This is a genomic window from Phenylobacterium montanum (genome assembly GCF_018135625.1).
Lineage (GTDB): Bacteria > Pseudomonadota > Alphaproteobacteria > Caulobacterales > Caulobacteraceae > Poindextera > Poindextera montana.
On record NZ_CP073078.1, the window covers coordinates 467,412 to 490,104 of the forward strand.

Here is a 22,693-nt window from a genome sequence, read left to right on the forward strand (position 1 = left end):
CCCGACGCGACGCCGCCGGGCGCGTGACTTTTCGGCCTAGCGCGGGACGTTGGCGCTCTTCTTGGTCAGGTCGGCCGGATGGCGCACAAAGGCGTCGGCGAACTGTTCGAACGTCCAATAGGCGTCGGACCACGTCCATTTGTGGGGCGCTTGGCGGATGTCGGTCTCGTACCACTCGTAGCTGAGCGGCGTGCTGGTCCCGTCGGGCTTGACCAGAGCGCCTTCGATGCGCGCTCCGCCGATGCTGAAGCTCATCATCGAAAGGCCGGGACGGTCGCCGAGTTCCTTGAATGTGGGGCGGTTCGCCTTGGCGTCCGCAAGCACCAGCTTCAGTTCGCCGCCGCCTGGGCCCAGTTGGCCATGGCCGGCGAGGGCGTGCTCCACCTCCGACTTCAATTGAGAGGCCAGGCCGTCGAGTTCGGATTGGCCGTAGGTTTGGGCCTTGGCCGACAGTTCGGGTCCGATCGAAACCGAAACGGTGGTGGCCGAGGCGGCAGGCGCCAGGGAAGCCGCCAATGCTGCGACCGCCAGCGCCGTCACGAGAATCTTCGCCCTCATCGTCGCGCTCCATGAATTCTGTAGCGATTAACCATCGTTCGGCGCCTACCGCGTTGATTCTGATCAAGTAAGCCTGGGTCGCCGGCGGGACCCATTTCAGTGGCAGAGCAGGACGAACCGATCGCGCGCGCTAAGCAGATCCCGGGTCACGCCGCCCAGCGCCCATTCACGCAGGCGGGAGTGGCCATAGGCGCCGGCGAAGATCAGTTCGCTGCCGTCGGTTTCGGCGATCCTGACGAGTCTGGAGCCAGCGGACCCCGGCGCGCCGACCTCGGCCAGGGTGGTCGCCGCCACGCCATGTCGCGAAAGCCGGCGGGCGATGTCCGCCAGTTCCTGTTCCACGCCTGCCAGGTCGCGCTCATGACAGACCGAGGCGACCAGCACCCGCCGGGCCTTGGACAGCACCGGCAAGGCGAGGGCCGCCGCGCGGCGCGCCTCGCGAGTGTTTTTCCAGGCGAACAGGACCGTGTCGGCTTTGAATTCCGCGTAGGACGCCGGCATGAACAGGACCGGCAGGCCGGCCTCCATCAGCACGATCTCCGGATCGGCATAGGCGAAGGAAACCGTGGCCTCATTGCTGCGATAGGCCAGGACGAGGTCCGCCGCGCGTGCGTGGGCGGCGACCACATCGCTCGGATAGCCGATTTCGGATCGCCACGAGGCGGTCGCGGTGGCGGCGGCCAAAGCATCACGGAACGCGGATTCGGAAACCGCGATATCGCTTCGGGCCGACTGCACCAGCCGTTCGAAGTCGGGGCCTGTCCCGTCGCGTTCGTCCGAGAATGGCCATGGCGCCTGGGCGCCGAGGCCGATCACCTCGCCACAGCCCAGCACCCGGGCGACATCGGCGGTCATGCGCAGCCGGGCCTCGCAGCCTCGGTCCATCGCAACGTGGGTCAGAAGGGTGTCGTAGGCCATCGCTCCGTCCTCCCGCCTGGACCCTTGCGCGAAGCCCGCTCTGGCGCGTTGACCTAGCGCAACGCCGGCCCAATCAACGCTCCCAGGGCCGCGGTTACGCGCGAGCCGTCAGCCCGTGCGGCCTTGGGCCGAGACCCGGCCGCCATCCCTGACGCGGTCGGATGGAAAAACGACGACGCCGTCGCCGGCCTTGAGGCCGCTGAGGATCTCGGCCTCGCGATCGGTCATCGCGCCGATCTGCACCCGTGTCAGACGGGCCCGTCCGTGATCCAGCCTGAATACGCTCCAGCCTTCGCCCGAGCCCACCAGGGCCCCCAGCGGGACCTTCGCCGCCCTCGGCTCCTGGCGCAGGAACACGCGACCCCAGACGCCATAGCCCGGCGCCAGGCGGGACCAGCGGTCCGGCGCTCCCTCGAACTGCAGCATCACCAGCACGCGGTGCTCCTCGACCCCCAGGGCCGAGATCTTGACGAAGCCTTCGGGCTCGACGCGACGAACCACGGCCGGGATCGCCGCCCCGCCGCCCCAATCGTAGATCTCGGCCGCCATGCCCTCGCGGATGCGCACCGCATCCTGGGAAAGGAATTCGATCTGCGCCTCCAGCCCCTGGCTTTCGCTGACTTCCACCAGGGGCGCGCCCATGGCTACGGTGCGCTCGCTCTCCTGCAGCACGCGGGTCACATAGCCGGTCGCAGGCGAGGTGACGGAGACCACTTCACGCGCGGATGCGCCAGGGCCGATGAGCGCGGACCGCGCCGAGACCAGCTGCGCCTGACGCGCAGCGACGTCCGCGGCGGCCGCATCGACGGCGGCGTGGGCGGCGCGGGCGTCGGCTTCGGCGTCGTCCAGCGCGCGTTTCGGCGCAAAGCCGTTGTCGGCCAACGCTCGCGTGCGGCCGAGCGCCAGGTCCGCGCGGCGGGCCTCGGCCGCGGCGCGCTGTTCGGCGGCGCGCGCAGCGGAGACGGCCGCGCCTGCCGCAGCGACGGCGGCGGCGGCCTGGGCCCGGGCGCGGGGATCCAGCAGGTCGGGCGGCGCGGGGCGCATTCGGGCCAGGATCGTCCTGCCGGCGATCACCCGGTCGCCGACATGAAGGTCCAGACGTTCCAGTCTTCCCGAGACGGGCGCCGAGACCACATAGGCCTCGCGGACCCGCGTGATCCCCTGGTCCTGGACCGTCTCCGCGATCGGGCCGAGCGAAACCTTGGCGATATCGACCGGCGCCGGTCGAGGGACGAAGAGGACTGCGAGACCGGCCACAAGGCCGGCGCCGAAGAGGCCGATCAGCGCCCAGCGAAGTGGAAAGCGCGCCATGCTTCATTCCCTCGTCTTAAGGGCCGCAACGAGGTCCAGCGCCCAGATTCGCCGCGCCACGATGGCGCAGGCCACCAGTACCGCGATCAGATAGGCGGCGATGGAGACGCCGTAGGATTCCGGCCCGACCGTCGCCGGCAGGCGAAGCTCGTCGCGTGAATAGGCCAACACCAGGCCCTTGGCGAACAGGGCTCCGCCGGCCATGCCGACGGGGATGGCGGCGACCGCCAGCGCGAGCAGTTCCCCGAGCAGAATGTAGGTGCAATCGGCGTGATCGAATCCCAGCACATGCAGGGTGGCGAGGTCCCGAGACCGTTCGGCCATGGCGATCCGGCCCGTATTGTAGGCGACCCCGAAGGCGATGGCGCCTGCGAAGCCGACATAGAAGATGATTGAAATGCGAAAGGCTTCTGTCATCGCCTGCCGCCAGCCGGCCACGGTGTCGTCTCGCGAAGAGGCGGCGGCGATCTCGGGGGCCCGTTCGATCGCGGCGTAGAAGGCGGGCAGCGCTGCGGGGCGCACCAGCAGTTGTGCGCCCGACGCGACATCGCCTTCGGCCAGGAGCCGGGTGAGGGCGATGCGCTGCATATAGACGGCGAGCCCGCTGTAGTCCTCCGCGGTCGCGGTGACAGGCAGGATCGCACGGGCGCGCCTGGCCTCGGTGATTTCGAGGTCGACCGAGCCGCCCGGGCCGACGCCGAGCTTCCGGGCCAGGGCCTGGCTGAGGACCAAGCCGCGCCCCTGAAAGGCGATCGGGCCGCCGCCGGGGGCCAAGGGATGCGACAGCAGCGCCGCCGGCTCCAGGCCGTGAACCAGCACCTTCTGCCGACGCCCGTTGGCGCTGATCTGAGCCGCGGCCAGCCGGACCGGTTCTGCCGCATAGACGCCAGGGAGCCGCCGGACTGCTGTGATCGCGCGCACATCGCGGACCTCGGCGAAGCCGACGGCCTCGTTCCAGCGCTGGGCGCGGAAATAGGCGTGGTCCAGCACCTCGTCGAGGGCGTGGAACATGAATTGCGTGCCCACCAGCAGGGTCAGGCTTGCGGCCAGGCCCAACGTGGTCAGGCCGGCGCGAAGCGGAAAGCGCTCCAGGCTTCGCAGGATCATCCGGGTCGGCTGATCCATGCGTCTGAGCAAGCCGATGATCTCGAGCGGGCCGCGGCGATAGTCGGCCGGCCTGGGCGGCTGCATAGCCACTGCGGGACTGAGGCGCATGGCCCGCCGCACGCTTAAGGCCGAGCCCAGGACCGCCGCGGCGATCGACGCGCCTGCTGCGGCGGTGAAGGCGGGCCACGAAAACTGCGCCGCAAGCTCCGGAAACCGCATGTAGCGCGCGTACATGCCGGTGATCGATGCCCCGAACCACAGCCCGAGCACGGCGCCGCCCAGGGCGCCGAGGACGCCAATGACAAGGGCGAGCCGCAGATAGGGGCTCGCCGCCGCGAGGTCGCCATAGCCGAAGGCCTTGAGCAGGCCGATTTGCTCGCGCTCCGCCTCCACCATGCGCCCGACCACCAGGTTCACCAGGCCGGCCGCGACAACCAGGAACACCGGGGGGATGATGGCGGCGGACTTGGACAGCTCCTTCAACTCGGCCTCGATGAAGGCGTTGGAGGGCTGGTCGGCGCGCACATAGGCTGGAACCCCGCCATAGGGCGCAAGGGCGCCGTCAATCGCCTCCATCACGGCCCTGGCCGAGGCGCCGGGCGCTAACCGAACGGCGACGGCGTCGAAGGCTCCGCCGAGCCCGGCCACATGCTCGACGATCCGGCGCGGCATCCAGAACACGCCCTGGTGCGCATCGTCCGGCATGGTCGATTCCGGACTGGGGACATAGACATATTCCGGCGCCAGCACCGAGCCGGTGACGCGAAAGCTGATCGCCCGCCCAGCGACGACCGCGGTCAATCGGTCGCCGACATGGACATGGGCGGCGTCGAGAAAGGTTTTCAGCGCCACAGCTTCGTCGGTGCGGCCCGGATCGGGCAGGCGTCCCTGCTGCAGGACGATGCGATTCAGGCCGCCGGCCGGATCCTCGGGCAACGAGATCAGGCGTGCGGTCGCTGGCCGGGCCAGGCCCGGGACCTGCATCAGCCCGGAGTACTGGGCCCGAACGTCGATGGCCGCGACCCCCGGTATGCGCGCCAGGTCCTGGGCCAGGACCAAGGGCGCTCGCTTGCAGGCGGCGAAGACGTCCGCAAAGCGCGTCTCGGCGTAGTAGTGCTGCTGCGCCGCCTTCAGCGCCGCTTGCGCGGAGTAGGCCATCACGGTCACCGACACGCCGCAGGCGATCAGCATGGCGATGGCGGCGACCTGCCACCTCGTTCGACCGAGGTCGCGCAGCAGCTTGCGGTCAAGCGGCGCCAATCTCACCAGACCAACTCCCGAGGCGCGCGCTTTTCCGCATTTTCGTGGATATCGACGATCGATCCGTCGCGAAAGCGGATCACACGGTCGGCGATGTCAGCCACGGCCGCATTGTGAGTGACGATCAAGGTGGTCGAGCCGACCTCGCGGGCCACCTTCAGGATCGCTTCCAGCACCTGGACGCCGCTTTCGCTGTCGAGCGAGCCGGTCGGCTCGTCGCAGAACAGCACCTCGGGGCGCTTGGCGATCGCGCGGGCGACGGCGACACGCTGTTGCTGGCCGCCCGAAAGCTGGGCAGGGAAGTGGTCCATGCGGTCCGCTAGGCCCACGAGATCCAGCGCAGCCTCCGGCGACATGGCGCGGGGCGCGATCGAGGTGATCAGCTCGACATTCTCGCGGGCGGTCAGGCTGGGGGTCAGGTTGAAGAACTGGAAGATGAAGCCGACGCAGCGCCTCCGATAGTCGGTAAGCTCCCGGTCGCTGGCCTGGATCAGGTCTTTGCCTTCGAACCGCACCACGCCCGCCGTCGCGCGGTCCAGCCCCCCAAGGATATTGAGCAGGGTCGACTTGCCCGATCCGGACGGCCCGAGCAGCACCACCAGTTCGCCGCGGATAAGGTCGAGATCGACCCCGCGCAGGGCATGCACGACCCCGGCGCCGCTGGGATAGCTCTTGGTCAGGCCCCTGATCTCGAACAGCGCGGCCAAGCGATCTGCTCCTAACCGAACAGCGAGGCAAGCCAGAAGGCGGCCCCCGCGGCCAGGCCGCCGACCAGCAGGGTCTGCAGGCTGGACTTCAGCACGCCGGCGCCGGTCATGCGCCCCTTGACGGCGCCGAAGGCCACGAGAGCGAGGCCAGTCGCCGCGACCGAGACCGGCAGGGCGGCTTTGACCGAAGGGGCTAGGAAATAAGGAACCAGGGGTACGAGCCCGCCGGCGATATAGGACACGCCGATGGTCACGGCGCTGATCGGCGCGCGGCGGCGGTCCGGCTTTTCCAGGCCGAGTTCGAAGCGCATCATGAACTCGGTCCAGCGTTCGGGATCGGCGGCGATCGCCGCCACCACCGAGTCGAGTTGGGCGCCGCCCAGGCCGTAGCCGGCGAAGATCTCGCGCACCTCGCCCAGTTCGCGGTCCCGCAGTTCGACGATCTCGCGCCGTTCGCGCCGCTCTTCGTTGGCGTAGTGTTCGGCGTCGCCCCGCGCGGCCAGGAAGCCGCCGAGGCCCATGGCGATGGCGCCGGCGGCGACCTCGGCCATCCCAGCGGTGACCACCAGGTCTGTGCGGGTGACCGCCGCAGACAGGCCGGCGGCCAGGGCGAACGGCACGGTCAGCCCGTCGGCCATGCCGATGACGATGTCGCGGACGGTCTCCGAGCCGCGGAAGTGTGTCTCGATGTGCGGTGTGGCGGGCATGGCGGCTCCTGGCGATCGGCGAGCGATGCCGCCATCGATGAAACTCCGCATTGAGGTCGGTCAAAATGCGCAGACGGACCCGCGCCCCAGCCTCGAGGGCGGCGTCAACGCCCGACGATGGCGTTGAGCCGATAGGCCGCCACGATCTCGGCGCCGTGTGCTTCGAGTTCGCCGATATGAGCGGCCAGGGCCTCGCGTTCGGCGTTCAGCAGATCGAGGGTGGGCTTTGCGCCGACGCGAACCTCCTGCCGGACGCTGTAAAGGGCCGCCTCGGCCGCCTTGGCCTGCGCCGCGGAGGCGCGGGTGACGGCGGAAGCCGTCTGAAGGGCCTGCCAGCCGTCGATCGCCGCCTCCTGGGTGGCGGCCCTGGCCTGGTCCAGCGCCGCTCCGGCCGCGCGCTCGGCCGCCCGGGCCTTGGCGATGCGGGCGGATGCCGCGCCGCCTGAGAACAGGGTCCAGCGTCCCTGGACCCCGACGCTGGCCCCGTCTGCGCGGTAGCCGGGCAGGAACTGGTCGCTGACCGTGGAAGCCTGGGCCACGAGCCCGAGCGTGGGCAGGCGTTCGGCCTCGGCCTGGCGCACGCTCGCCCCGGCGGCGCCCAGACGTGATCGCGCCGCGGCGACTTGGGGGTTGGCGGCCTCTGCGCGGCTTGTGGCCTCCTCCAGGCTGCCCGGGGTCGGCGGCAGCGCCGCGACGGGCTCCAGCGCGGCCGGATCCTCGCCGACCAGGCTGTGGTAGCGGGCCCGCGCGCGAGCCAGGGCGCCCTGCGCCGCCGCCAGGTCGGCCTGGGCGCCGGCCAGGCGCGCCTCGGCCTGGTCGAGGTCGGTGCGCGGGCTTGCGCCATCGTCGAAGCGGCGCTGGGCCTGGTCGCGCACGAGTGTGAGTTCGGCGATCTGGGCCCGTCGCAGATCCAACGCCTGCTCGGTCACTCGGACCGCGACGAAGGCCTCGGCCACGTCGGCCACCAGGTTCAGCCGGGTGGCGCCTTGCTCGGACCGGCTGGCCGCGTCTTCAGCACGCGCCTGGTCGATCGCGGCCGTGATGGCGCCGCCGGCGAAAAGCGGCTGGGTGATCGATACGGCGGCCGAACGGGGCGTGAGGTCATAGCGGCCGAAGCCGAAGAAATGGCCGAAGTCGGTGCGGGCGGAGGCGGCCGAACCTTCGATCGCCACCGTCGGCAGGCGACCGGCCTCGGCCTCCTTCACCCGCGCTTGGGCGATGGCTTGCTCGGCCTCGGCCCGCCTGAGGCCCGGGTCGTGGTTCAAGGCCAGCGCCACCGCCTCGTCGAGGGTGGTGGCCGAGCCACGCCCCGGCGCCAGAAGCGCGAGCAGGGCGGCGAAGACGGCGGCTCGTCCCATGCTCAACGGAACGCTGCGCCCGGCTTGAAGCCGAGCTTCTTGAACAGCGCCGCGGCCGGGCAAAACCCGGTGAACGAGGCCTGCAACAGGTTTGCGCCGACGAACACGGTCAGCCATATCCAGGCGGGATGGACGAAGTGGGCCAGGAGCAGGCTCACGAGGACCATGCATCCTGCAAAGGCCATGACGGCGCGATCGACGGACATTTCGAGTCTCCTTTCAGGCGCCTGCGGCGGCCAGGTGCTGGCGCGTCCAGGCGATGATCTGCTCGGCGCTCATCAGGCCGGCGTGGCGGGCGACGACGCGGCCGCCCGCAATCAGGAACAGGGCGGGAATGCCGGACACGCCGAGCGCGGCCGCGGTGTTCTGGTCCTGATCCGAGTTGAGCTTCAGTAGCCGCACCTCGGGCTCCAGGCGCTGGGCCGCGGCGGCGAACTGCGGAGCCATGGCGCGGCAGGGACCGCACCACGGCGCCCAGACGTCGAGCAGCAGGGCCGCGCCATGGGTCGAGCGGCGGTGGGCTTCGAACTGCGCGCCGGTGACCTCGACCGGCTTGCCGGTGAAGATCCTTTCGCCGCAGCGCCCGCACTTGGCGGCCGCCGCGTCCTTGCCTTCGGCCGCCCGATTGACGGCGGCGCAGGCGGGGCAGACGAACTGGCGCATCGACCGCTCCCTCAAGCCGGCTCTTTGAGCTTGTGGGCGCCCATCAGGTCGAGGGCCATCTTCTCGTAGAAAGGCTCGGCCTCGCCGTTGCGGATCTTGCCCAAGAAGTATTTCTCGAAGGCGACCTTGGCCAGGTGCACCCACTTGCCGCTGGATGACCAGTTGACGTTACGCGGCGGGATCTGGGGCTGGGCGAAGAAGGCGACGCCGCCGTCGCCGAAGTCGGCCAGGCAGATGGCGTTCCAGGTGGCCTCGTGGTTCGCCGGCTTGCCGGCCAGCTCGTTGCGCAGATTGGCGGCGACGGCGGTGACCATGCTCTCGATCATGAAGCCGGTCTTGGGCACGCCCACCGGGACGGGCGTCTTGCCGGTCGGGGCGATGGCGACGCAGACCCCGAGGGCGAAGATGTTGCGGAAGGTGGGGTTGCGCTGGTTCTTGTCGACGACGATGAAGCCGCGCGGATTGGTCAGGCCGTCGAGCCCCCGCACCGCCTCGACGCCGCGGAAGGCCGGCAGCATCATCGAATAGGCGAAGGGCAGGTCATGCTTGGCCTTGACCTGCCCGTCCTCGGCGATCTCCTCGACGTGCATCAACCCAGGCTCGACCGAAGCCACCTTGGCGTTGGTGATCCACTTGATGTCCCGGTCGCGCATGGCGCTTTCCAGGAGGCCCTTGGTGTCGCCGACCCCGTCCAGGCCGAGGTGGCCGATATAGGGCTCGGAGGTGACGAAGGTGATTGGCACGCGGTCGCGGATCTTCCGCTTGCGCAGCTCCGCATTGAGGATCATCGCGAACTCGTAGGCGGGGCCGAAGCATGAAGCCCCCTGCACCGCCCCCACCACGATCGGCCCCGGCGCCTCGACGAACCGGTCAAAGGCTGCAGCCGCCGAAACGGCGTGATCGACATGGCAGATGGACTCGGTGTGGCCGGCGAGGGGACCCAGGCCCGGGATTTCGTCAAAGGCCAGGTCCGGGCCGGTGGCGACGATCAGATAGTCGTAGGCGAGATCGGTCCCGTCCTCGAGCTCCAGGCGATTTTCCGCCGGGACCAGCCGCTTGGCGCCGCAGGAGCGGAAACCCACGTCGCGCTTGGCGAACACCGGCCCGAGCTTCACCTCGATCGCCGAGCGCTCGCGCCAATGCACGGCGACCCAGGGGTTCGAGGGTGTGAAATGGAAGGTGTCGCCCTTGGACACCACGATCACTTCGGCCTTGTCGGCGACAGCCTGCTTGATCTCGAAGGCGGCGATCGACCCGCCGAGGCCGGCGCCGAGAATGACGATCTTGGGCTTGTTCACGGACGTTCCTCCTCAAGCTCGTGCGCCTGACCTTCGGTCCGCCTGGGGGCGCAGTCGTTGATCCTCATCAACGCAGCGGCCCTAGAGGCGCGCAGACTTTAACAACGATGGTTGACATATATATTTGTATAATCGCATATACGCAATAACAAATTTAAAACCGGAGCCTCCGCATGTTCCTGTCCCCCGCCATCAAGGCCCTCAGTCCTGAAACTGTGCGGCAGGAGCTGAAGGCCCACCGCATCCTGCTGATCGACGTGCGCGAGCCGGCCGAATTCGCCGCCGAGCGCATTCACGGCGCGCTGCTGTTTCCGCTGTCCACCTTCGACCCCGAAGCCTTGCCCGCCGCAGACCCGCGGCCGATCGTGTTCCACTGCGGTTCGGGCAAGCGCTCGGCCATGGCCATCGAGCGCTGCCGCAAGGCGGGGCTGGCGGTCGATGCGCATATGGAGGGCGGCATCGGAGCCTGGATCCGCGCCGGCCTTCCGACAGTGAAGCTGGATGCCGACACGGGAGCGGTCCGCGATGCGCGCTGAGCCGCCCATGGTTCGGCGCGCTGCAGCGGCGGTCGGCCTGTCGGCGGCCTTGGCGCTTGCGGCTTGCAGTCCCGGTGAGCAGAACACCCCTCCAAGCGCCCCGGCGGTTATCGCTGAACGCCTGACCCTCCGCGAGCAGCCGATCGCCGACCTGAAGCCCGTGGCGGCGGTGATCACCAGCAGGGACATGGCCGAAGCCCGCGCCCGGATCGGCGGCACGCTGGTGCGGCTCCTGGTGAAGGAGGGCGATGCGGTCCGCAGGGGCCAGCTGATCGGCCAGGTGGCGGACGAGAAGATCGGCTTCCAGACCCGCGCCTATGACGCCCAGGTCGGCGCCGCCGAAGCCGAGAACGAGCGGGCCCAGGCCGAACTGACCCGATCGAAGGACCTGTTCGACCACGGCGTCTACGCCAAGGCCCGCTACGACCAGGCGGTGGCCGGCGCGCGCGCCGCCGCCGGAGCCTTGAACGCGGCCAAGGCGCAGCGTTCGGCCAGCGCCGAACTGGGCGCCCAGGGCGCGGTCCTGGCGCCGGCGGACGGCCGTGTGCTGCACGCTGCGACCCCCGCGGGGTCCGTGGTCGCGCCAGGCCAGTCGATCGCCACGCTCACCGTGGGCCAGACCGTGGTGCGGGCCGAAATTCCGGAGGGGCAGGCCGTCGCCCTCAAGACCGGAGAGCAGGTCGCCGTCGAACCCGACCAGGCCGCCGGCGTCACCAGCGCCGTGGTCAGCCAGATCTACCCGGCCGTGTCCGCGGGCCGTGTCACGGTCGACCTGACCGCGCCCGGCCTCGAGGCCGGACTGGTCGGCCAGCGCGTGCGCGTGCGCCTGCCCGCCGGCCAGCGTCCGGCTCTGGTCGCGCCGCGGCGCTTCATCGTCACCCGCTTTGGCGTCGACTACGCTGCGGTGCTGCAGCCCGGCGGCCAGGTCGCCGATGTCCCGGTGCAGCTGGCGCCGGGGCCTGCGGCCGACCAGGTCGAGATCCTCTCGGGCCTGGCCGCGGGCGACACCATCGTCCGCGCCGGAGCCGGCAAATGAAGCTGGGCCTCTCCGGGCGGCTGACCCAGGCGACCATCGCCTCGCCGCTGACGCCGCTGTTCCTGATCGCCGCCATCGCCATGGGCGTCCTGGCCCTGGGCGCCATCCCGCGCGAGGAGGAGCCCCAGATCAGCGTGCCCATGGTCGATATCATGGTCCGCGCAGACGGCCTGCGTGCGCCCGACGCGGCGGAGTTGGTGGCCAAGCCGCTGGAGGCCATCGTCAAGAGCGTCAGCGACGTCGACCACGTCTATACCCAGGCCGACGACGATCAGGTGCTGGTCACCGCCCGCTTCAAGGTCGGCACGGATCCGGACAACGCCATCGTCCGCATCCATGAGAAGATCAGGGCCAACTACGACAAGATTCCGGTGGGCATTCCCGAGCCGCTGATCGTCGCGCGCGGCATCAACGACGTGCCGGCGGTGGTCCTGACCCTGACGCCCAGGCCTGAGGCCGCCGGACGCTGGAGCGACCAGGCGCTCTACGAGATCGCCGGCAAGCTCCGGACCGAGATCGCCAAGGTCGACGATGTCGGCCTGACCTTCATCACCGGCGGCCGGCCTGAGGAGATCCGCATCGAGCCGGATCCGGCGCGCCTGGCCCTGCATGGCGTGCCTCTGGGCGCCCTTGTCGAAACCATACGCCAGGCTGACCGCGCCTTTCCCGCCGGGTCGGTTCGCCAGTCCGGCCAGGCCAAGGACGTCATCGCCGGGCGCACCCTGCAGACGCCCGAAGACATCGGCCTCTTGACCGTCAGTTCGATCACCGGCGAGCCGGTCTATGTCCGGGACGTGGCCAATGTTGTGCAGGCGCCCCGCGAGGACCAGGCGCGGGTCTGGCGCTATGCCCGCGCCGCCCGGGGCTGGAGCCAGACCCCGGCGGTCAGCCTCGCCATAGCCAAGCGCAAGGGCGCCAACGCCGTTGTGGTGGCGGGCGCGATCCTGAAGAAGGTCGATAGCCTGAAGGGGCCGCTGCTGCCACCGGACCTGCAGGTGGTGGTGACGCGCAACTACGGCGAGACGGCCAACGAAAAGGCCAACGAACTCCTCTTTCACCTGGCCCTGGCCACCGTCTCCATCGTCGCCCTGATCGGCTTCGCCATCGGCCTGCGCGAGGCGCTGGTGACGGCGATCGTGATCCCGACCACCATCCTCCTGACCCTCTTCGCGTCCAACTTGATGGGCTACACCATCAACCGGGTCAGCCTGTTCGCCCTGATCTTCTCGATCGGCATCCTGGTCGACGACGCCATCGTCATGATCGAGAACATCGCTCGCCACTGGGCGATGAACGACGGCCGCAGCCGGCAGCAGGCGGCGGTCGAGGCGGTGGCCGAGGTCGGCAACCCGACCGTGGTGGCGACCCTGACGGTGGTCACGGCCCTGCTGCCCATGCTGTTCGTCTCCGGCCTGATGGGCCCCTACATGGCCCCGATCCCGGTCAACGCCTCGGCGGCGATGATCTTCTCCTTCTTCGTGGCGGTGGTGATCGCGCCCTGGCTGATGATCCGCTTCGCCCGCCTGGCGCTGGGCGCCGGCAAGCCTCACGCCGAGCATGACGAAGGGCCGCTGGGGCGGCTCTATCGCCGCGTGGCCGCCCGCGTGATCGCCACGCGCAAGAGCGCCTGGACCTTCCTGATCGCGGTGGGGGTCGCGACCCTTCTGGCCTGCGCCCTGTTCGCCACCAAGACCGTGACGGTCAAGCTCCTGCCCTTCGACAACAAGTCCGAACTGCAGGCGGTGCTTAACCTGCCCGAGGGGACCAGCCTGGAGGCCACCGAGCGCACCCTGGGCCAGCTCGCCGCAGTGACCGAAACCCTGCCCGAGGTGGTCTCGGCCGAGGCCTATGCCGGGACCGCCGCCCCGTTCAACTTCAACGGTCTGGTGCGCCACTATTACCTGCGCGGGCGGCCGGAGATGGGTGACCTGCAGATCGAGCTGTCGCCCAAGGGCGAGCGCAAGCGCGCCAGCCACGCCGTCGCCCTGGACCTGCGCCAGCGCCTGGCCAAGGTTCCGCTACCGCCTGGCTCGGCGCTGAAGGTGGTCGAGGCGCCGCCCGGGCCGCCGGTGCTGGCGACCCTGCTGGCCGAGGTCTACGGCCCGGACGCCGCGACCCGCCGGGCCGTGGCGGATCAGGTGCGCGCGCTGTTCAGATCCGTGCCCTACATCGTCGACATCGACCGGAGCCACGGCCAGCCCCGGCCACGCCTGCGGCTGACGCCCGAGCGCGACCAGCTGGAATTCTTCGGTCTCTCCGACCGCGAAGTGCTGGACTCGATCGGCGCGGTGATGGGCGGCCAGACGCTGGGCTATTCGCACCGCGGCGAAGAGCGGTATCCCTTACCGATCGAGATCCGGCTGCCGCAGCAGGACCTCGCCTGGAACGCGCGGCTCGCCTCGACCCCCGTGGGCGTATCGAAAACCGCTTCGGGGCCCCGGCTGGTCGAGTTGGGCGAGGTGGTCCAGGCGGCGCAGGAGCCGGGCTCCTACCATGTCTTCCGCCGCGACGGCCGCGACGCCGAGATGGTCACCGCCGAACTCGCCGGCGCCTTCGAGGCCCCGATCTACGGCATGCTCGACGTGGACAAGGCGATCCGTGACCACGACTGGGGCGCGCTGCCCAAGCCCGCCATCCGCCTGCACGGCCAGCCGGACGACGAGGCGCGCCCGACCGTGCTCTGGGATGGGGAATGGGAGATCACCTGGGTCACCTTCCGCGACATGGGCGCAGCCTTCGGCGTCGCCATTCTCGGCATCTACTTCCTGGTGGTCGCCCAGTTCAAAAGCTTCCGCCTGCCGCTGGTCATCCTGACGCCGATCCCCCTGACCCTGGTGGGCATCGTGCTCGGGCACATCCTGTTCCACGCGCCGTTCACCGCCACCTCGATGATCGGCTTCATCGCGCTAGCCGGGATCATCGTGCGCAACTCGATCCTGCTGGTGGACTTCATCCGCCACAAGCAGGCGGAGGGGCGGGCGCTGCGCGATGTGCTGCTCGAGGCCGGCGCGATCCGCTTCAAGCCGATCCTCCTGACCGCGCTCGCCGCCATGATCGGGGCGGCGGTGATCCTGTCCGACCCGATCTTCCAGGGCCTGGCCATTTCGCTCTTGTTCGGCCTCGCCTCCTCGACCCTGCTCACCGTGCTGGTGATCCCGGCTATCTATGTCGTCCTCAGGGACGACGGGCGGCCGGCGACCACCGCCCCTGTTGGAGTGACCGACCATGCCCACCCATGACTGGCGCGAAGTGACCGAGGATCTCACGGCGGCGCTGAGGCCGCTGCGGAGCGGCGCCGCCGAGCCGATGAAGGCCTTTTCGGCCTTGGCTAGGGCCGCCCTGGAGCCCAAGGCGTTGAGCCTCAAGACCAAGGAGCTGATCGCCCTGGCCATCTCGGTCGCTACGCGCTGCGACGCCTGTATCGCCTTCCACGCCGAAGCCGCCCAGCGTCACGGCGCCAGCCGCGAAGAGGTTATGGAGACCATGGGCATGGCGATCTATATGGGGGCCGGGCCCAGCGTCATGTATGCGGCCCAGGCGCTGGAGGCGTTCGACCAGTTCGCCGCCGAGCGAGAACCGGAGACCGTCTAGGACCTCATGCCGCCAATCGTCCCAAGCCCCACGCTCCGGTCGCCCGCCCCGGACGTGACCCCCGAAGAGGTTGCTGCACTCGCGGCGCGGGCGGCGTCCGCCGCGCGGCTGATGAAGCTGCTGGCCAGCGAACAACGCCTGCTTCTGCTGTGTCGCCTGTTCGAAGGGGAGGCGTCGGTGGGTGAACTGGCGCAACGCGCCGGCCTGGCCCAATCGGCGGCCTCGCAGCACTTGGCCAAGATGCGCGCGGAGGGGCTGGTCGCGACGCGGCGCGAAGCCCAGACGATCTTCTACCGGCTGGTCGACCCGGGCGCCTTCAGGGTGCTCGAGACCCTATGCGCCGTGTTTCACGCCCCGACCGCTCCGCCGGCGCGATAGCTTATCGTCACGCCCGGCGCGGGCAGGGAAGGCCGCCCGGCCCGGCGACTTTCCTCGCAACTATATCAATTTATTGAGAGAAAATGGTGGGTGCAGTAGGATTCGAACCTACGACCCGCTGATTAAGAGTCAGCTGCTCTACCAACTGAGCTATGCACCCAAAGCCGCTCGGTGGGTCGATCCGCGCGGCGGTCCCGGGCGGTAGCCGCGCGGGAGGCGCTCTCCTAGCCGCCTTTTTCGCGCTCCGCAAGCTGCAGCTTCGCCAGGATTAAAGATTGATCGCCGCCGCTGCGCCTCGGTCGCCTGTCGCCGGCCCTGAGCGGCCTGCGGATCGCCCTCGCCTTGAACTTTCACGCATAAGTTCTGGCGAGGGGCCGCGACATGCCTTGATCAATCTTTGTTAGGCATGTTCGGCTTAACATCATTGCGAATCCGGGAGGCCACATGGCTAGACGCGATCTGACCGGCGCCGTCGATTTCGCCTATCTGGAAAGCTATGCCGGCCAGGACATGGCCGTGGTCGAGGAAGTCCTCGGGCTGTTTCGGGAGCAAGCCGCAATCTGGCTGCGCCTATTGGATCCGGTGACTCCGGGCGATGCATGGCGTGATGCGGCCCACACGCTCAAGGGCGCGGCCCGCGGAATCGGGGCGGGGGCCCTGGCCGAGGCTTGCGCGGCGGCTGAGCTGGCTACGGGAGAGGCCGCGGGGGAGCGGGCTGTGCTGCTCGACCGTGTGCGCGACGCTCTGGACCTCGCCCTGGCGGATATCGCCGCCTACCTGCACGAACAAGCGATCCAGTCGCTCAAGCGGCAGGCCTGAACGGGGCGGCGAGGGCGCGTCCGCCCCGTCGACTTCAATCGGATCGCGATCAGCGACCGTGCGCTGCGTCCCAAAGGGCCCCATCGACCTCATGGGTCGCGACCTGGATGTTCTTCAGCGCCACTTTTTTCAGCTCATAGGTCGCCGGATCGTCGTCCTTCTGGTTCACGTCGTGATGGGCCTGGGTCAGCAGTTCCTGAGCGCGCTGCAGCCGGCCCTCGCGTGACGGAGGCGCATCGGTGGCCGGATGGTCGTCCAGGTTCTTGCCGTCGTCGATGGAGGCTCGCTGAATGTCGCTGATGGCCGCCACGATGGATTGAACCGCGGCGTCCTCGTGGGCGCTGACCCTGGCGTCTCCCGGGCGGTGCAGAATCAGCCAGCGGGCCGCACGCAGGTCGGACAAGGCGTGGAGGAAGCCAGGATGCCTGCCGGGCGTGTCCGCCAAGGCCGCCGGCGCGAGCATGATCAGGGCGGCCGAACTCAGAAGGGCGGCCATGAGTCTGGGTTTTGCAGTCATTGATTGGTTCTCGATCCGATTGTCGCTGGCCCCGCCCCTGACGGCGTCGCTTCAATGTCCTATCTTTGAGATGGTTCCAGCGCGTCGACATGGAGGCGCCGATGCACGCCCCGCCAGAACCCTTCGCGCCGCCTGCGCAGCCTTGGTTTCCGCTGGCGACCGAGCGGCTGCTGCTGCGTGAATTCCGGAGCGAAGACCTGGACGATATCCACGCCTACGGCAGCGACCCGGAAATGGTCCGCTTCATGGACTGGGGCCCGAATACGCCGCAGATGACGCGCGAATTTCTGGATCGAATGCTGGTCCAGCAGGCCGAATGGCCGAGGCTGGGCGTGGGCTTGGCCGTGGAATGGACAGCCGAAGCCAGGGTGATCGGGGCGGTCCGGCTGGAGGTGAAGGACCCCATCCATCGCACGGCGGACCTGGGCTACGGCTTTCATCGGGAATTCTGGGGGCGCGGCGTCGCCACCGAAGCGGCGCGCGCGCTGGTCCGGGTCGGATTCGACGGGCTGGGCCTGCACCGGATTTGGGCCACTTGCGACGCGCGCAACACCGGCTCGCAGCGGGTTTTGGAGAAGCTGGGCATGCGGCGGGAAGGCTTGATGAATGCCAACGCCTGGTCACGCGACCACTGGCGCGACACCCTGCTGTACGCCGTGCTGGCTGAGGAGTGGGGCGGCTAGATTCCGGACCCGTTGTCGATGGTCCTGAGCGCAGCCTCGTGCGCCGCCGCCTCGGCGTTCAGCCACGCGACGAAGGCCTTGACCTGGGGCAGGCGACCCTTCGCCTTGGGATGCACCACGTGATAGGCGAAGTCGACCGCGGTGGCGATCTGGAACGGGGCGACCAGGCGCCCGGCGTCGATGTCGGCCTGGGCCAGGGTGCGCTTGGCCAGGGCCACGCCACGGCCGCCGACCGCGGCCTCGATGACTAGGCTCGACTGGTTGAAGCGCGGGCCGCGGGCGCCGTCGACGCCCTTCACCCCGCGCGCGGCCAGCCACATGGTCCAGTCGGGACAGGACTCGTCGGCGTCGGGCGAGCCGTCGTGCAGCAGCACATGATTGGCTAGGTCCGAAAGCTCGTTCAGGGGATTGGTCTCCAGAAGCTGCGGGCTGGCCACGGCGATCACCGTTTCCTGCATCAGCCTGTTGACCTCCAGCGCCGGATAGCGGCCTGAGCCATAGCGGATAGCCAGGTCCACCTCGCCGCTGGCGAAATCGACGATCTCCATGCCGGCCGAGACCCAGACGTCGACCTGGGGGTGCAGGGCTTCGAACTTGCCCAGCCGCGGCACCAGCCACTTGGCGGCGAAGGAGGGGGCGACCGAGACGGTCAGTCGCCGCCCGTCGACTGCGGCGGTCAGCATCGAGGCGGCTTCGGCCAGGCGGTCGAAGGCTTCGCGCAGGGCGGGCAGGGCGGTCTGGGCGGGGTCGGTGAGCAGCAGGCCCTTGGGCGTGCGCTTGAACAGGGCGACGCCCACATAGTCTTCCAGATTCTGGATCTGCTGGCTGACCGCGCCGGGCGTCACCGACAGTTCGTCGGCGGCGCGGCTGAAGTTCAGGTGACGGGCCGCGGACTCGAAAGCGCGCAAGGCGTTGAGCGGTGGCAGGCGGCGGCGCTGTTCCATCAGTTTTCCTGAATCGGGCGGCAGAAGTCCTTGTTTGCGAATTGGCTGCTCAGCGCCCAATTTGCAACCGTCCGCGCAGCTTATCTCGCGCCGGCAGTACGCAAAAGCTCAATGAAAGCCCCGAAATTCAGGGCTTTGCGTATTTCAGACAGTTCAGAGGATCTAAAGGCCATGCCCCGCGGCCGTAGTTATCGCGATGCTCCCAGCCGCCTGGTTGTGCTGAATGGCGCCAAGGCGAAGGCTGGCGTGGTGTGGCTGGTGGGCGCTGGACCGGGCGATCCGGAGCTTCTGACCGTCAAGGCGCTGCGCCTGCTGCAGGGCGCCGATGTGGTGGTGCATGACCGCCTGACGCCGCAGCCAATCCTGGATTTGGCCGGACCGAGCGCGCGGCTGATCGACGTTGGCAAGCGCAAGTCGCGCCACACCCTGCCGCAGGACGACATCAACCGCCTGCTGGTGGCCCTGGCCCGCGAGGGGCTGAAGGTGGTGCGGCTGAAGGGCGGCGATCCGTTCCTGTTCGGCCGCGGCGGCGAAGAGATGCTGGCCTGCCGCGAGGCTGGAATTGAAGTTCACGTGGTCCCCGGCGTCAGCGCCGCCCTGGCCGCGTCGGCCGATATCGGCGCGCCCTTGACCCACCGCGGTCTGGCTCAGGCGGTCACCTTTGTCACCGGCCACGCCGCCGGCGACGCCGATCCGGACCTGGACTGGGCCGCCCTGGCGCGAGCCAACCAGACCGTCGCCATCTATATGGGCCTGACCAAGGCCGGGCGGATCGCCGCCCGCCTGATCGCCGCGGGCCGCGCGCCCTCGACCCCGGTCGCGATTGTCGAAGCCGCCAGCCAGCCCGACGAGCGCCGCCGGGTGACCACGCTCGCCGAACTGGAAGCCTGCGTCGCCGACCTGGATGGCCCTGCGCTTCTGATCGTCGGCGAGGTCGCCGCCCTGGCCGATGTTTCCACCCTGCCCGAGGCCGCCGAAGCCGGCCGCGCCCTTGCCCTGGAGTCCCGCTCATGATGGCCCTGACCGCCAGCCGCCTGATCGACGGCGAAGTCGTGTTCTGGAACCGCGGCCAGTGGGTCGAGCGGTTCGGCCAGGCCGAGCTGTTCGAGGCCGACGAGGTGGCCGGCCAGGCCGAAGCCGCGGCCAAGGGCCAGCCCAACGTCGTGATCGACCCCTATCTGATCGCGGTCAGCGAGGCCGAGGACGGCTTTGCCCCCGTCGCCTATCGCGAGCGCCTGCGCGCGCTTGGCCCCACCAACCTGCGCCACGGCAAGCAGGAGGAGGGCGGTCATGACGTCGAGGTGATCACCCGCGCCGTGGGCGTGGCCCGCTCCGGCGGTCGTCATAACCTGATCAAGCGTAAGTAAGAGGCCGGCCGATGTACCAGTACGACGCCATCGACAAGGCCTTCCTCGACGACCGGGTCTCCGAGTTCCGCACCCAGGTGCAACGGCGCCTGGCCGGCGAGATGACCGAGGACCAGTTCAAGCCGCTGCGGCTGATGAACGGCCTCTATCTGCAGCTGCACGCCTACATGCTGCGTGTGGCGGTGCCCTACGGCACGCTGAGCTCGGCCAAGATGCGCCGCCTGGCCCATGTCGCGCGCACCTATGACAAGGGCTACGGCCACTTCACCACTCGCACCAACATGCAGTTCCACTGGATCAAGCTGCGCGAGGCGCCGGACGCCATCGCCTCCCTGGCCGAGGACGGGCTGCATTCCATGCAGACCTCGGGCAACTGCATCCGCAACACCACCGCCGACCCGCGCGCCGGGGCGACGGCCGAGGAGGTGGACGATCCGCGGGTGTGGGCCGAGGCGATCCGCCAGTGGTCGACCCTGCACCCTGAATTCACCTACCTGCCGCGCAAGTTCAAGATCGCCATCACTGCCGCCGCCAAGGACCGCACCGCGGCCAAGACCCACGACATCGGCCTTTCGCTGCGTCGGGGCCGTGACGGTTCGCTGGGTTTCGAGGTGATGGTCGGCGGCGGCCTGGGCCGCACGCCCTATATCGGCCAGACGATCCGCGAGCACCTGCCCGTGGGACGCCTGCTGTCGTACCTGGAGGCGATCCTTCGGGTCTACAATCGCCACGGCCGGCGCGACAACAACAACAAGGCGCGGATCAAGATCCTGGTCGCCCAGCTCGGGACCGAGGAGTTCGCCCGCCAGGTCGAGGCCGAGTTCGCCCTGATCGACGGTTCGAAGGTCGACCTGCCGGATGAGGAGCTGGCCCGTATCCGCGGCTTCTTCGCGCCGCCGGCTTTTGCGACCCTTCCCGCGGTGTCCAAGGTGTTCGAGGAGGCCAAGGCCCGCGATCCGGCCCTGGCACGCTTCGCCCGCCAGAACACCCACGCCCACAAGGTGCGCGGCTATGTGATCGTTGACGTATCGCTGAAGGCGCCCGGCGAGACCCCCGGGGACATCAGCGCCGAGCAGATGGACGTGATGGCCGACCTGGCCGATCGCTATTCGTTCGGCGAGATCCGCGTCACCCACGAGCAGAACCTGGTGCTGCCGCACGTGAAGCTGGACGACCTGCCGGCGGTGCACGCGGCCCTGGCCGCTGTCGGCCTGGCCACGCCCAACATCAACCTGATCAGCGACATCATCGCCTGCCCGGGGCTGGACTACTGCTCGCTGGCCAACGCCCGGGCGATCCCGATCGCCCAGGACATCGCCCGCAAGTTCGCCGACCCCGACAAGGCCGAACAGATCGGCGAGCTGAAGATCAAGATCTCGGGCTGCATCAACGCCTGCGGCCACCACCATGTCGGCCACATCGGCATCCTGGGCGTCGATAAGAAGGGCGAGGAATTCTACCAGCTCACCCTGGGCGGCTCGGGCGCCGAGGACGCCGAGGTCGGCAAGATCCTCGGCCCGGCCCTGCCGGCGGGGCGCGTCGCCGAGGCCGTCGACCAGCTGGTCGAGGTCTATCTGCGCGAACGCAAGGACGGCGAACGTTTTCTGGACACCTATCGGCGTGCGGGCCTCGAGCCCTTCAAGGAGGCGGTTTATGTCGCAGCTTATTGAGCTTCGGGCCGGTCGTTTCACCGAGGCCGCGGACCGCTTCCCCTTCGTGGCCGACGACGAGGCCGCGCCAGCGGGCGACATCATCGTCTCCCTGGCCCGCTACCAGGCTGAAGGCGAGGCCCTGGCCAGCGATGGCCGCCGGGTCGGGGTCTTGGTCCAGTCGCACGAGGCGGTCGAGGACCTGGCCTACGACCTGCCTTGCATTCCGGTTGTGGCGCTGAGCTTCCCCAAGTTCCGCGATGGCCGGGCCTATAGCTCGGCGCGGGTGCTGCGCGAGCGTTTCGGCTTCACCGGCGAGGTGAGGGCGGTAGGCGACGTGCTGCGCGAGCAGGCCCTGCCCATGGTGCGGTGCGGCTTCGACGCCTTCGCTCCCGCCGACGGCTCTTCGGCCGAAGCCTGGGCGGCGGTGGTCGGCCGCTACCGTCACGTCTATCAGCGGGCCGCCGATGCGCGCCGCCCGGCATTCGAAGAGCGCGCGGCAGGGGCTCGCGTCCTGGCGACGGCGGAGGCGGGCCATGGCCTATGAGGTCTGTGAGGCCGCCGACGAAGTCGGGGAGCTGAACGCGCGCCTGCGGGACGCGACCCCGCAGGAGATCCTGCGCGTCGCCATCGAGCGGCACGGCGGCAAGATAGCCCTGGTCTCTTCGTTCGGCTCGGAATCGGCCGTGCTGCTGCACATGGCGGCGCAGATCGACCCGGATATCGCGGTGATCTTCCTCGACACCGGCATGCTGTTCGGCCAGACCCTCGACTATCGCAAGCAACTGGCCCAGCGCCTCGGCCTGACCGGCGTGCGCGACGAGCGGCCCCAGTTCCAGGACCTGGCGGTGCACGATCCGAACGCGGACCTCTGGAAAAGCGACACCGACGCCTGCTGCCATATCCGCAAGGTGCTGCCGCTGGACCGGGCGCTGAAGGGCTTCGACGGCTGGATCACCGGCCGCAAGCGTTTCCAGGGCGGCGACCGCATCCGCCTGCAGGTGGTCGAGCGGGGCGAGGGCAAGCTGAAGTTCAATCCGCTGGCCAACTGGACCAAGGCCGATATCGACGCCTATGTCGCCGAACACGACCTGCCGGCCCACCCGCTGGTGGCCTTCGGCTACCCCTCGATCGGCTGCTGGCCCTGCACCCGGCCGGTCGAAGAAGGCCAAGATGAGCGTTCCGGGCGCTGGGCGGGTTCCGAAAAGACCGAATGCGGCATACATACGCCCCGCGCGTCGTCGATCGTCGAAGTTGGCGGCGATATCTGATAGGCCGCCTGTAAG

Annotated in this window: 24 protein-coding genes and 1 tRNA gene; 12 read left to right on the forward strand and 13 right to left on the reverse strand. The window is 69.2% G+C overall.

All coding sequences use genetic code 11. From position 1 onward, the window contains the following. Positions 1–36 precede the first annotated feature (36 nt). The 10 genes from KCG34_RS02205 to KCG34_RS02250 form a co-directional block, all read right to left on the reverse strand. Positions 37–558: a hypothetical protein gene (locus KCG34_RS02205; RefSeq protein ID WP_211938772.1), complete on the reverse strand. Its 522-nt coding sequence runs from the start codon at positions 556–558 to the stop codon at positions 37–39. Positions 559–654: 96 nt separating this feature from the next. Beyond that, entirely contained in the window at positions 655–1,476 is an 822-nt protein-coding gene (locus tag KCG34_RS02210) for a universal stress protein (protein ID WP_211938773.1), read from the reverse strand. A gap of 108 nt (positions 1,477–1,584) precedes the next feature. After that, positions 1,585–2,787 carry an efflux RND transporter periplasmic adaptor subunit gene (locus tag KCG34_RS02215; protein WP_211938774.1) on the reverse strand — a complete coding sequence of 401 codons (1,203 nt, stop codon included), beginning with the start codon at positions 2,785–2,787 and terminating at the stop codon, positions 1,585–1,587. Between the two features lie 3 nt (positions 2,788–2,790). Further along, a complete protein-coding gene (locus KCG34_RS02220; protein WP_211938775.1) occupies positions 2,791–5,160 on the reverse strand; it encodes an ABC transporter permease in 2,370 nt (789 codons plus the stop codon). Next, complete coding sequence (locus tag KCG34_RS02225) at positions 5,157–5,861, reverse strand: ABC transporter ATP-binding protein (protein ID WP_211938776.1); 705 nt, start codon at positions 5,859–5,861, stop codon at positions 5,157–5,159. The genes KCG34_RS02220 and KCG34_RS02225 overlap by 4 nt, the downstream gene beginning before the upstream one ends. Before the next feature lie 11 nt (positions 5,862–5,872). After that, a complete protein-coding gene (locus KCG34_RS02230; RefSeq protein ID WP_211938777.1) occupies positions 5,873–6,568 on the reverse strand; it encodes a VIT1/CCC1 transporter family protein in 696 nt (231 codons plus the stop codon). Positions 6,569–6,672: 104 nt separating this feature from the next. Beyond that, entirely contained in the window at positions 6,673–7,926 is a 1,254-nt protein-coding gene (locus KCG34_RS02235) for a TolC family outer membrane protein (RefSeq protein ID WP_249138376.1), read from the reverse strand. 2 nt (positions 7,927–7,928) lie between these two features. Beyond that, positions 7,929–8,132 (reverse strand): YgaP family membrane protein, encoded by a 204-nt coding sequence (locus tag KCG34_RS02240; RefSeq protein WP_211938779.1) that lies wholly within the window; start codon positions 8,130–8,132, stop codon positions 7,929–7,931. 13 nt (positions 8,133–8,145) lie between these two features. Further along, the gene (locus KCG34_RS02245; protein ID WP_211938780.1) at positions 8,146–8,589 is read right to left on the reverse strand and encodes a thioredoxin family protein; all 444 of its coding nucleotides are present in this window, start codon (positions 8,587–8,589) and stop codon (positions 8,146–8,148) included. Between the two features lie 11 nt (positions 8,590–8,600). Then, complete coding sequence (locus tag KCG34_RS02250) at positions 8,601–9,887, reverse strand: NAD(P)/FAD-dependent oxidoreductase (protein WP_211938781.1); 1,287 nt, start codon at positions 9,885–9,887, stop codon at positions 8,601–8,603. A 173-nt stretch (positions 9,888–10,060) separates the two neighbouring features. Here KCG34_RS02250 and KCG34_RS02255 point away from each other — a divergent pair, with 173 nt between their 5' ends. Genes KCG34_RS02255 through KCG34_RS02275 form a run of 5 tightly spaced genes read left to right on the forward strand, consistent with a single transcriptional unit; the run spans position 10,061 to position 15,428 of the window. Beyond that, the gene (locus KCG34_RS02255) at positions 10,061–10,423 is read left to right on the forward strand and encodes a rhodanese-like domain-containing protein (RefSeq protein WP_211938782.1); all 363 of its coding nucleotides are present in this window, start codon (positions 10,061–10,063) and stop codon (positions 10,421–10,423) included. Beyond that, the gene (locus KCG34_RS02260) at positions 10,413–11,459 is read left to right on the forward strand and encodes an efflux RND transporter periplasmic adaptor subunit (protein WP_249138185.1); all 1,047 of its coding nucleotides are present in this window, start codon (positions 10,413–10,415) and stop codon (positions 11,457–11,459) included. The genes KCG34_RS02255 and KCG34_RS02260 overlap by 11 nt, the downstream gene beginning before the upstream one ends. Next, a complete protein-coding gene (locus KCG34_RS02265) occupies positions 11,456–14,698 on the forward strand; it encodes an efflux RND transporter permease subunit (RefSeq protein ID WP_211938783.1) in 3,243 nt (1,080 codons plus the stop codon). Before KCG34_RS02260 ends, KCG34_RS02265 begins: the two co-directional genes overlap by 4 nt. Continuing rightward, complete coding sequence (locus KCG34_RS02270) at positions 14,685–15,050, forward strand: carboxymuconolactone decarboxylase family protein (protein ID WP_211938784.1); 366 nt, start codon at positions 14,685–14,687, stop codon at positions 15,048–15,050. Before KCG34_RS02265 ends, KCG34_RS02270 begins: the two co-directional genes overlap by 14 nt. 6 nt (positions 15,051–15,056) lie before the next feature. Beyond that, the gene (locus tag KCG34_RS02275; protein ID WP_211938785.1) at positions 15,057–15,428 is read left to right on the forward strand and encodes an ArsR/SmtB family transcription factor; all 372 of its coding nucleotides are present in this window, start codon (positions 15,057–15,059) and stop codon (positions 15,426–15,428) included. Between the two features lie 84 nt (positions 15,429–15,512). Here KCG34_RS02275 and KCG34_RS02280 read toward each other — a convergent pair. Further along, a tRNA-Lys gene (locus KCG34_RS02280) sits at positions 15,513–15,588 on the reverse strand. Positions 15,589–15,872: 284 nt separating this feature from the next. Between KCG34_RS02280 and KCG34_RS02285 the strand changes: the two genes are divergently transcribed. After that, positions 15,873–16,247: an Hpt domain-containing protein gene (locus KCG34_RS02285; RefSeq protein WP_211938786.1), complete on the forward strand. Its 375-nt coding sequence runs from the start codon at positions 15,873–15,875 to the stop codon at positions 16,245–16,247. A gap of 49 nt (positions 16,248–16,296) precedes the next feature. Here the strand turns inward: KCG34_RS02285 and KCG34_RS02290 are convergent, their stop codons facing one another. Then, positions 16,297–16,743: a hypothetical protein gene (locus KCG34_RS02290; RefSeq protein ID WP_211938787.1), complete on the reverse strand. Its 447-nt coding sequence runs from the start codon at positions 16,741–16,743 to the stop codon at positions 16,297–16,299. A 122-nt stretch (positions 16,744–16,865) separates the two neighbouring features. Between KCG34_RS02290 and KCG34_RS02295 the strand changes: the two genes are divergently transcribed. After that, the gene (locus tag KCG34_RS02295) at positions 16,866–17,447 is read left to right on the forward strand and encodes a GNAT family N-acetyltransferase (protein ID WP_211938788.1); all 582 of its coding nucleotides are present in this window, start codon (positions 16,866–16,868) and stop codon (positions 17,445–17,447) included. Here the strand turns inward: KCG34_RS02295 and gcvA are convergent. Further along, positions 17,444–18,391 (reverse strand): transcriptional regulator GcvA, encoded by a 948-nt coding sequence (gene gcvA, locus KCG34_RS02300; protein ID WP_211938789.1) that lies wholly within the window; start codon positions 18,389–18,391, stop codon positions 17,444–17,446. The two genes, KCG34_RS02295 and gcvA, sit on opposite strands and share 4 nt — an antisense overlap. Before the next feature lie 171 nt (positions 18,392–18,562). Between gcvA and cobA the strand changes: the two genes are divergently transcribed. The 5 genes from cobA to KCG34_RS02325 are packed head-to-tail and all read left to right on the forward strand — an operon-like array spanning position 18,563 to position 22,678. Then, complete coding sequence (cobA, locus tag KCG34_RS02305; protein ID WP_211938790.1) at positions 18,563–19,405, forward strand: uroporphyrinogen-III C-methyltransferase; 843 nt, start codon at positions 18,563–18,565, stop codon at positions 19,403–19,405. Further along, positions 19,402–19,758 carry a DUF2849 domain-containing protein gene (locus KCG34_RS02310; protein WP_211938791.1) on the forward strand — a complete coding sequence of 119 codons (357 nt, stop codon included), beginning with the start codon at positions 19,402–19,404 and terminating at the stop codon, positions 19,756–19,758. Before cobA ends, KCG34_RS02310 begins: the two co-directional genes overlap by 4 nt. A gap of 11 nt (positions 19,759–19,769) precedes the next feature. Beyond that, entirely contained in the window at positions 19,770–21,428 is a 1,659-nt protein-coding gene (locus KCG34_RS02315; RefSeq protein WP_211938792.1) for a nitrite/sulfite reductase, read from the forward strand. Then, complete coding sequence (locus KCG34_RS02320; RefSeq protein WP_211938793.1) at positions 21,412–21,954, forward strand: DUF934 domain-containing protein; 543 nt, start codon at positions 21,412–21,414, stop codon at positions 21,952–21,954. Before KCG34_RS02315 ends, KCG34_RS02320 begins: the two co-directional genes overlap by 17 nt. Beyond that, a complete protein-coding gene (locus KCG34_RS02325; protein WP_211938794.1) occupies positions 21,944–22,678 on the forward strand; it encodes a phosphoadenylyl-sulfate reductase in 735 nt (244 codons plus the stop codon). The genes KCG34_RS02320 and KCG34_RS02325 overlap by 11 nt, the downstream gene beginning before the upstream one ends. Positions 22,679–22,693 lie beyond the last annotated feature (15 nt).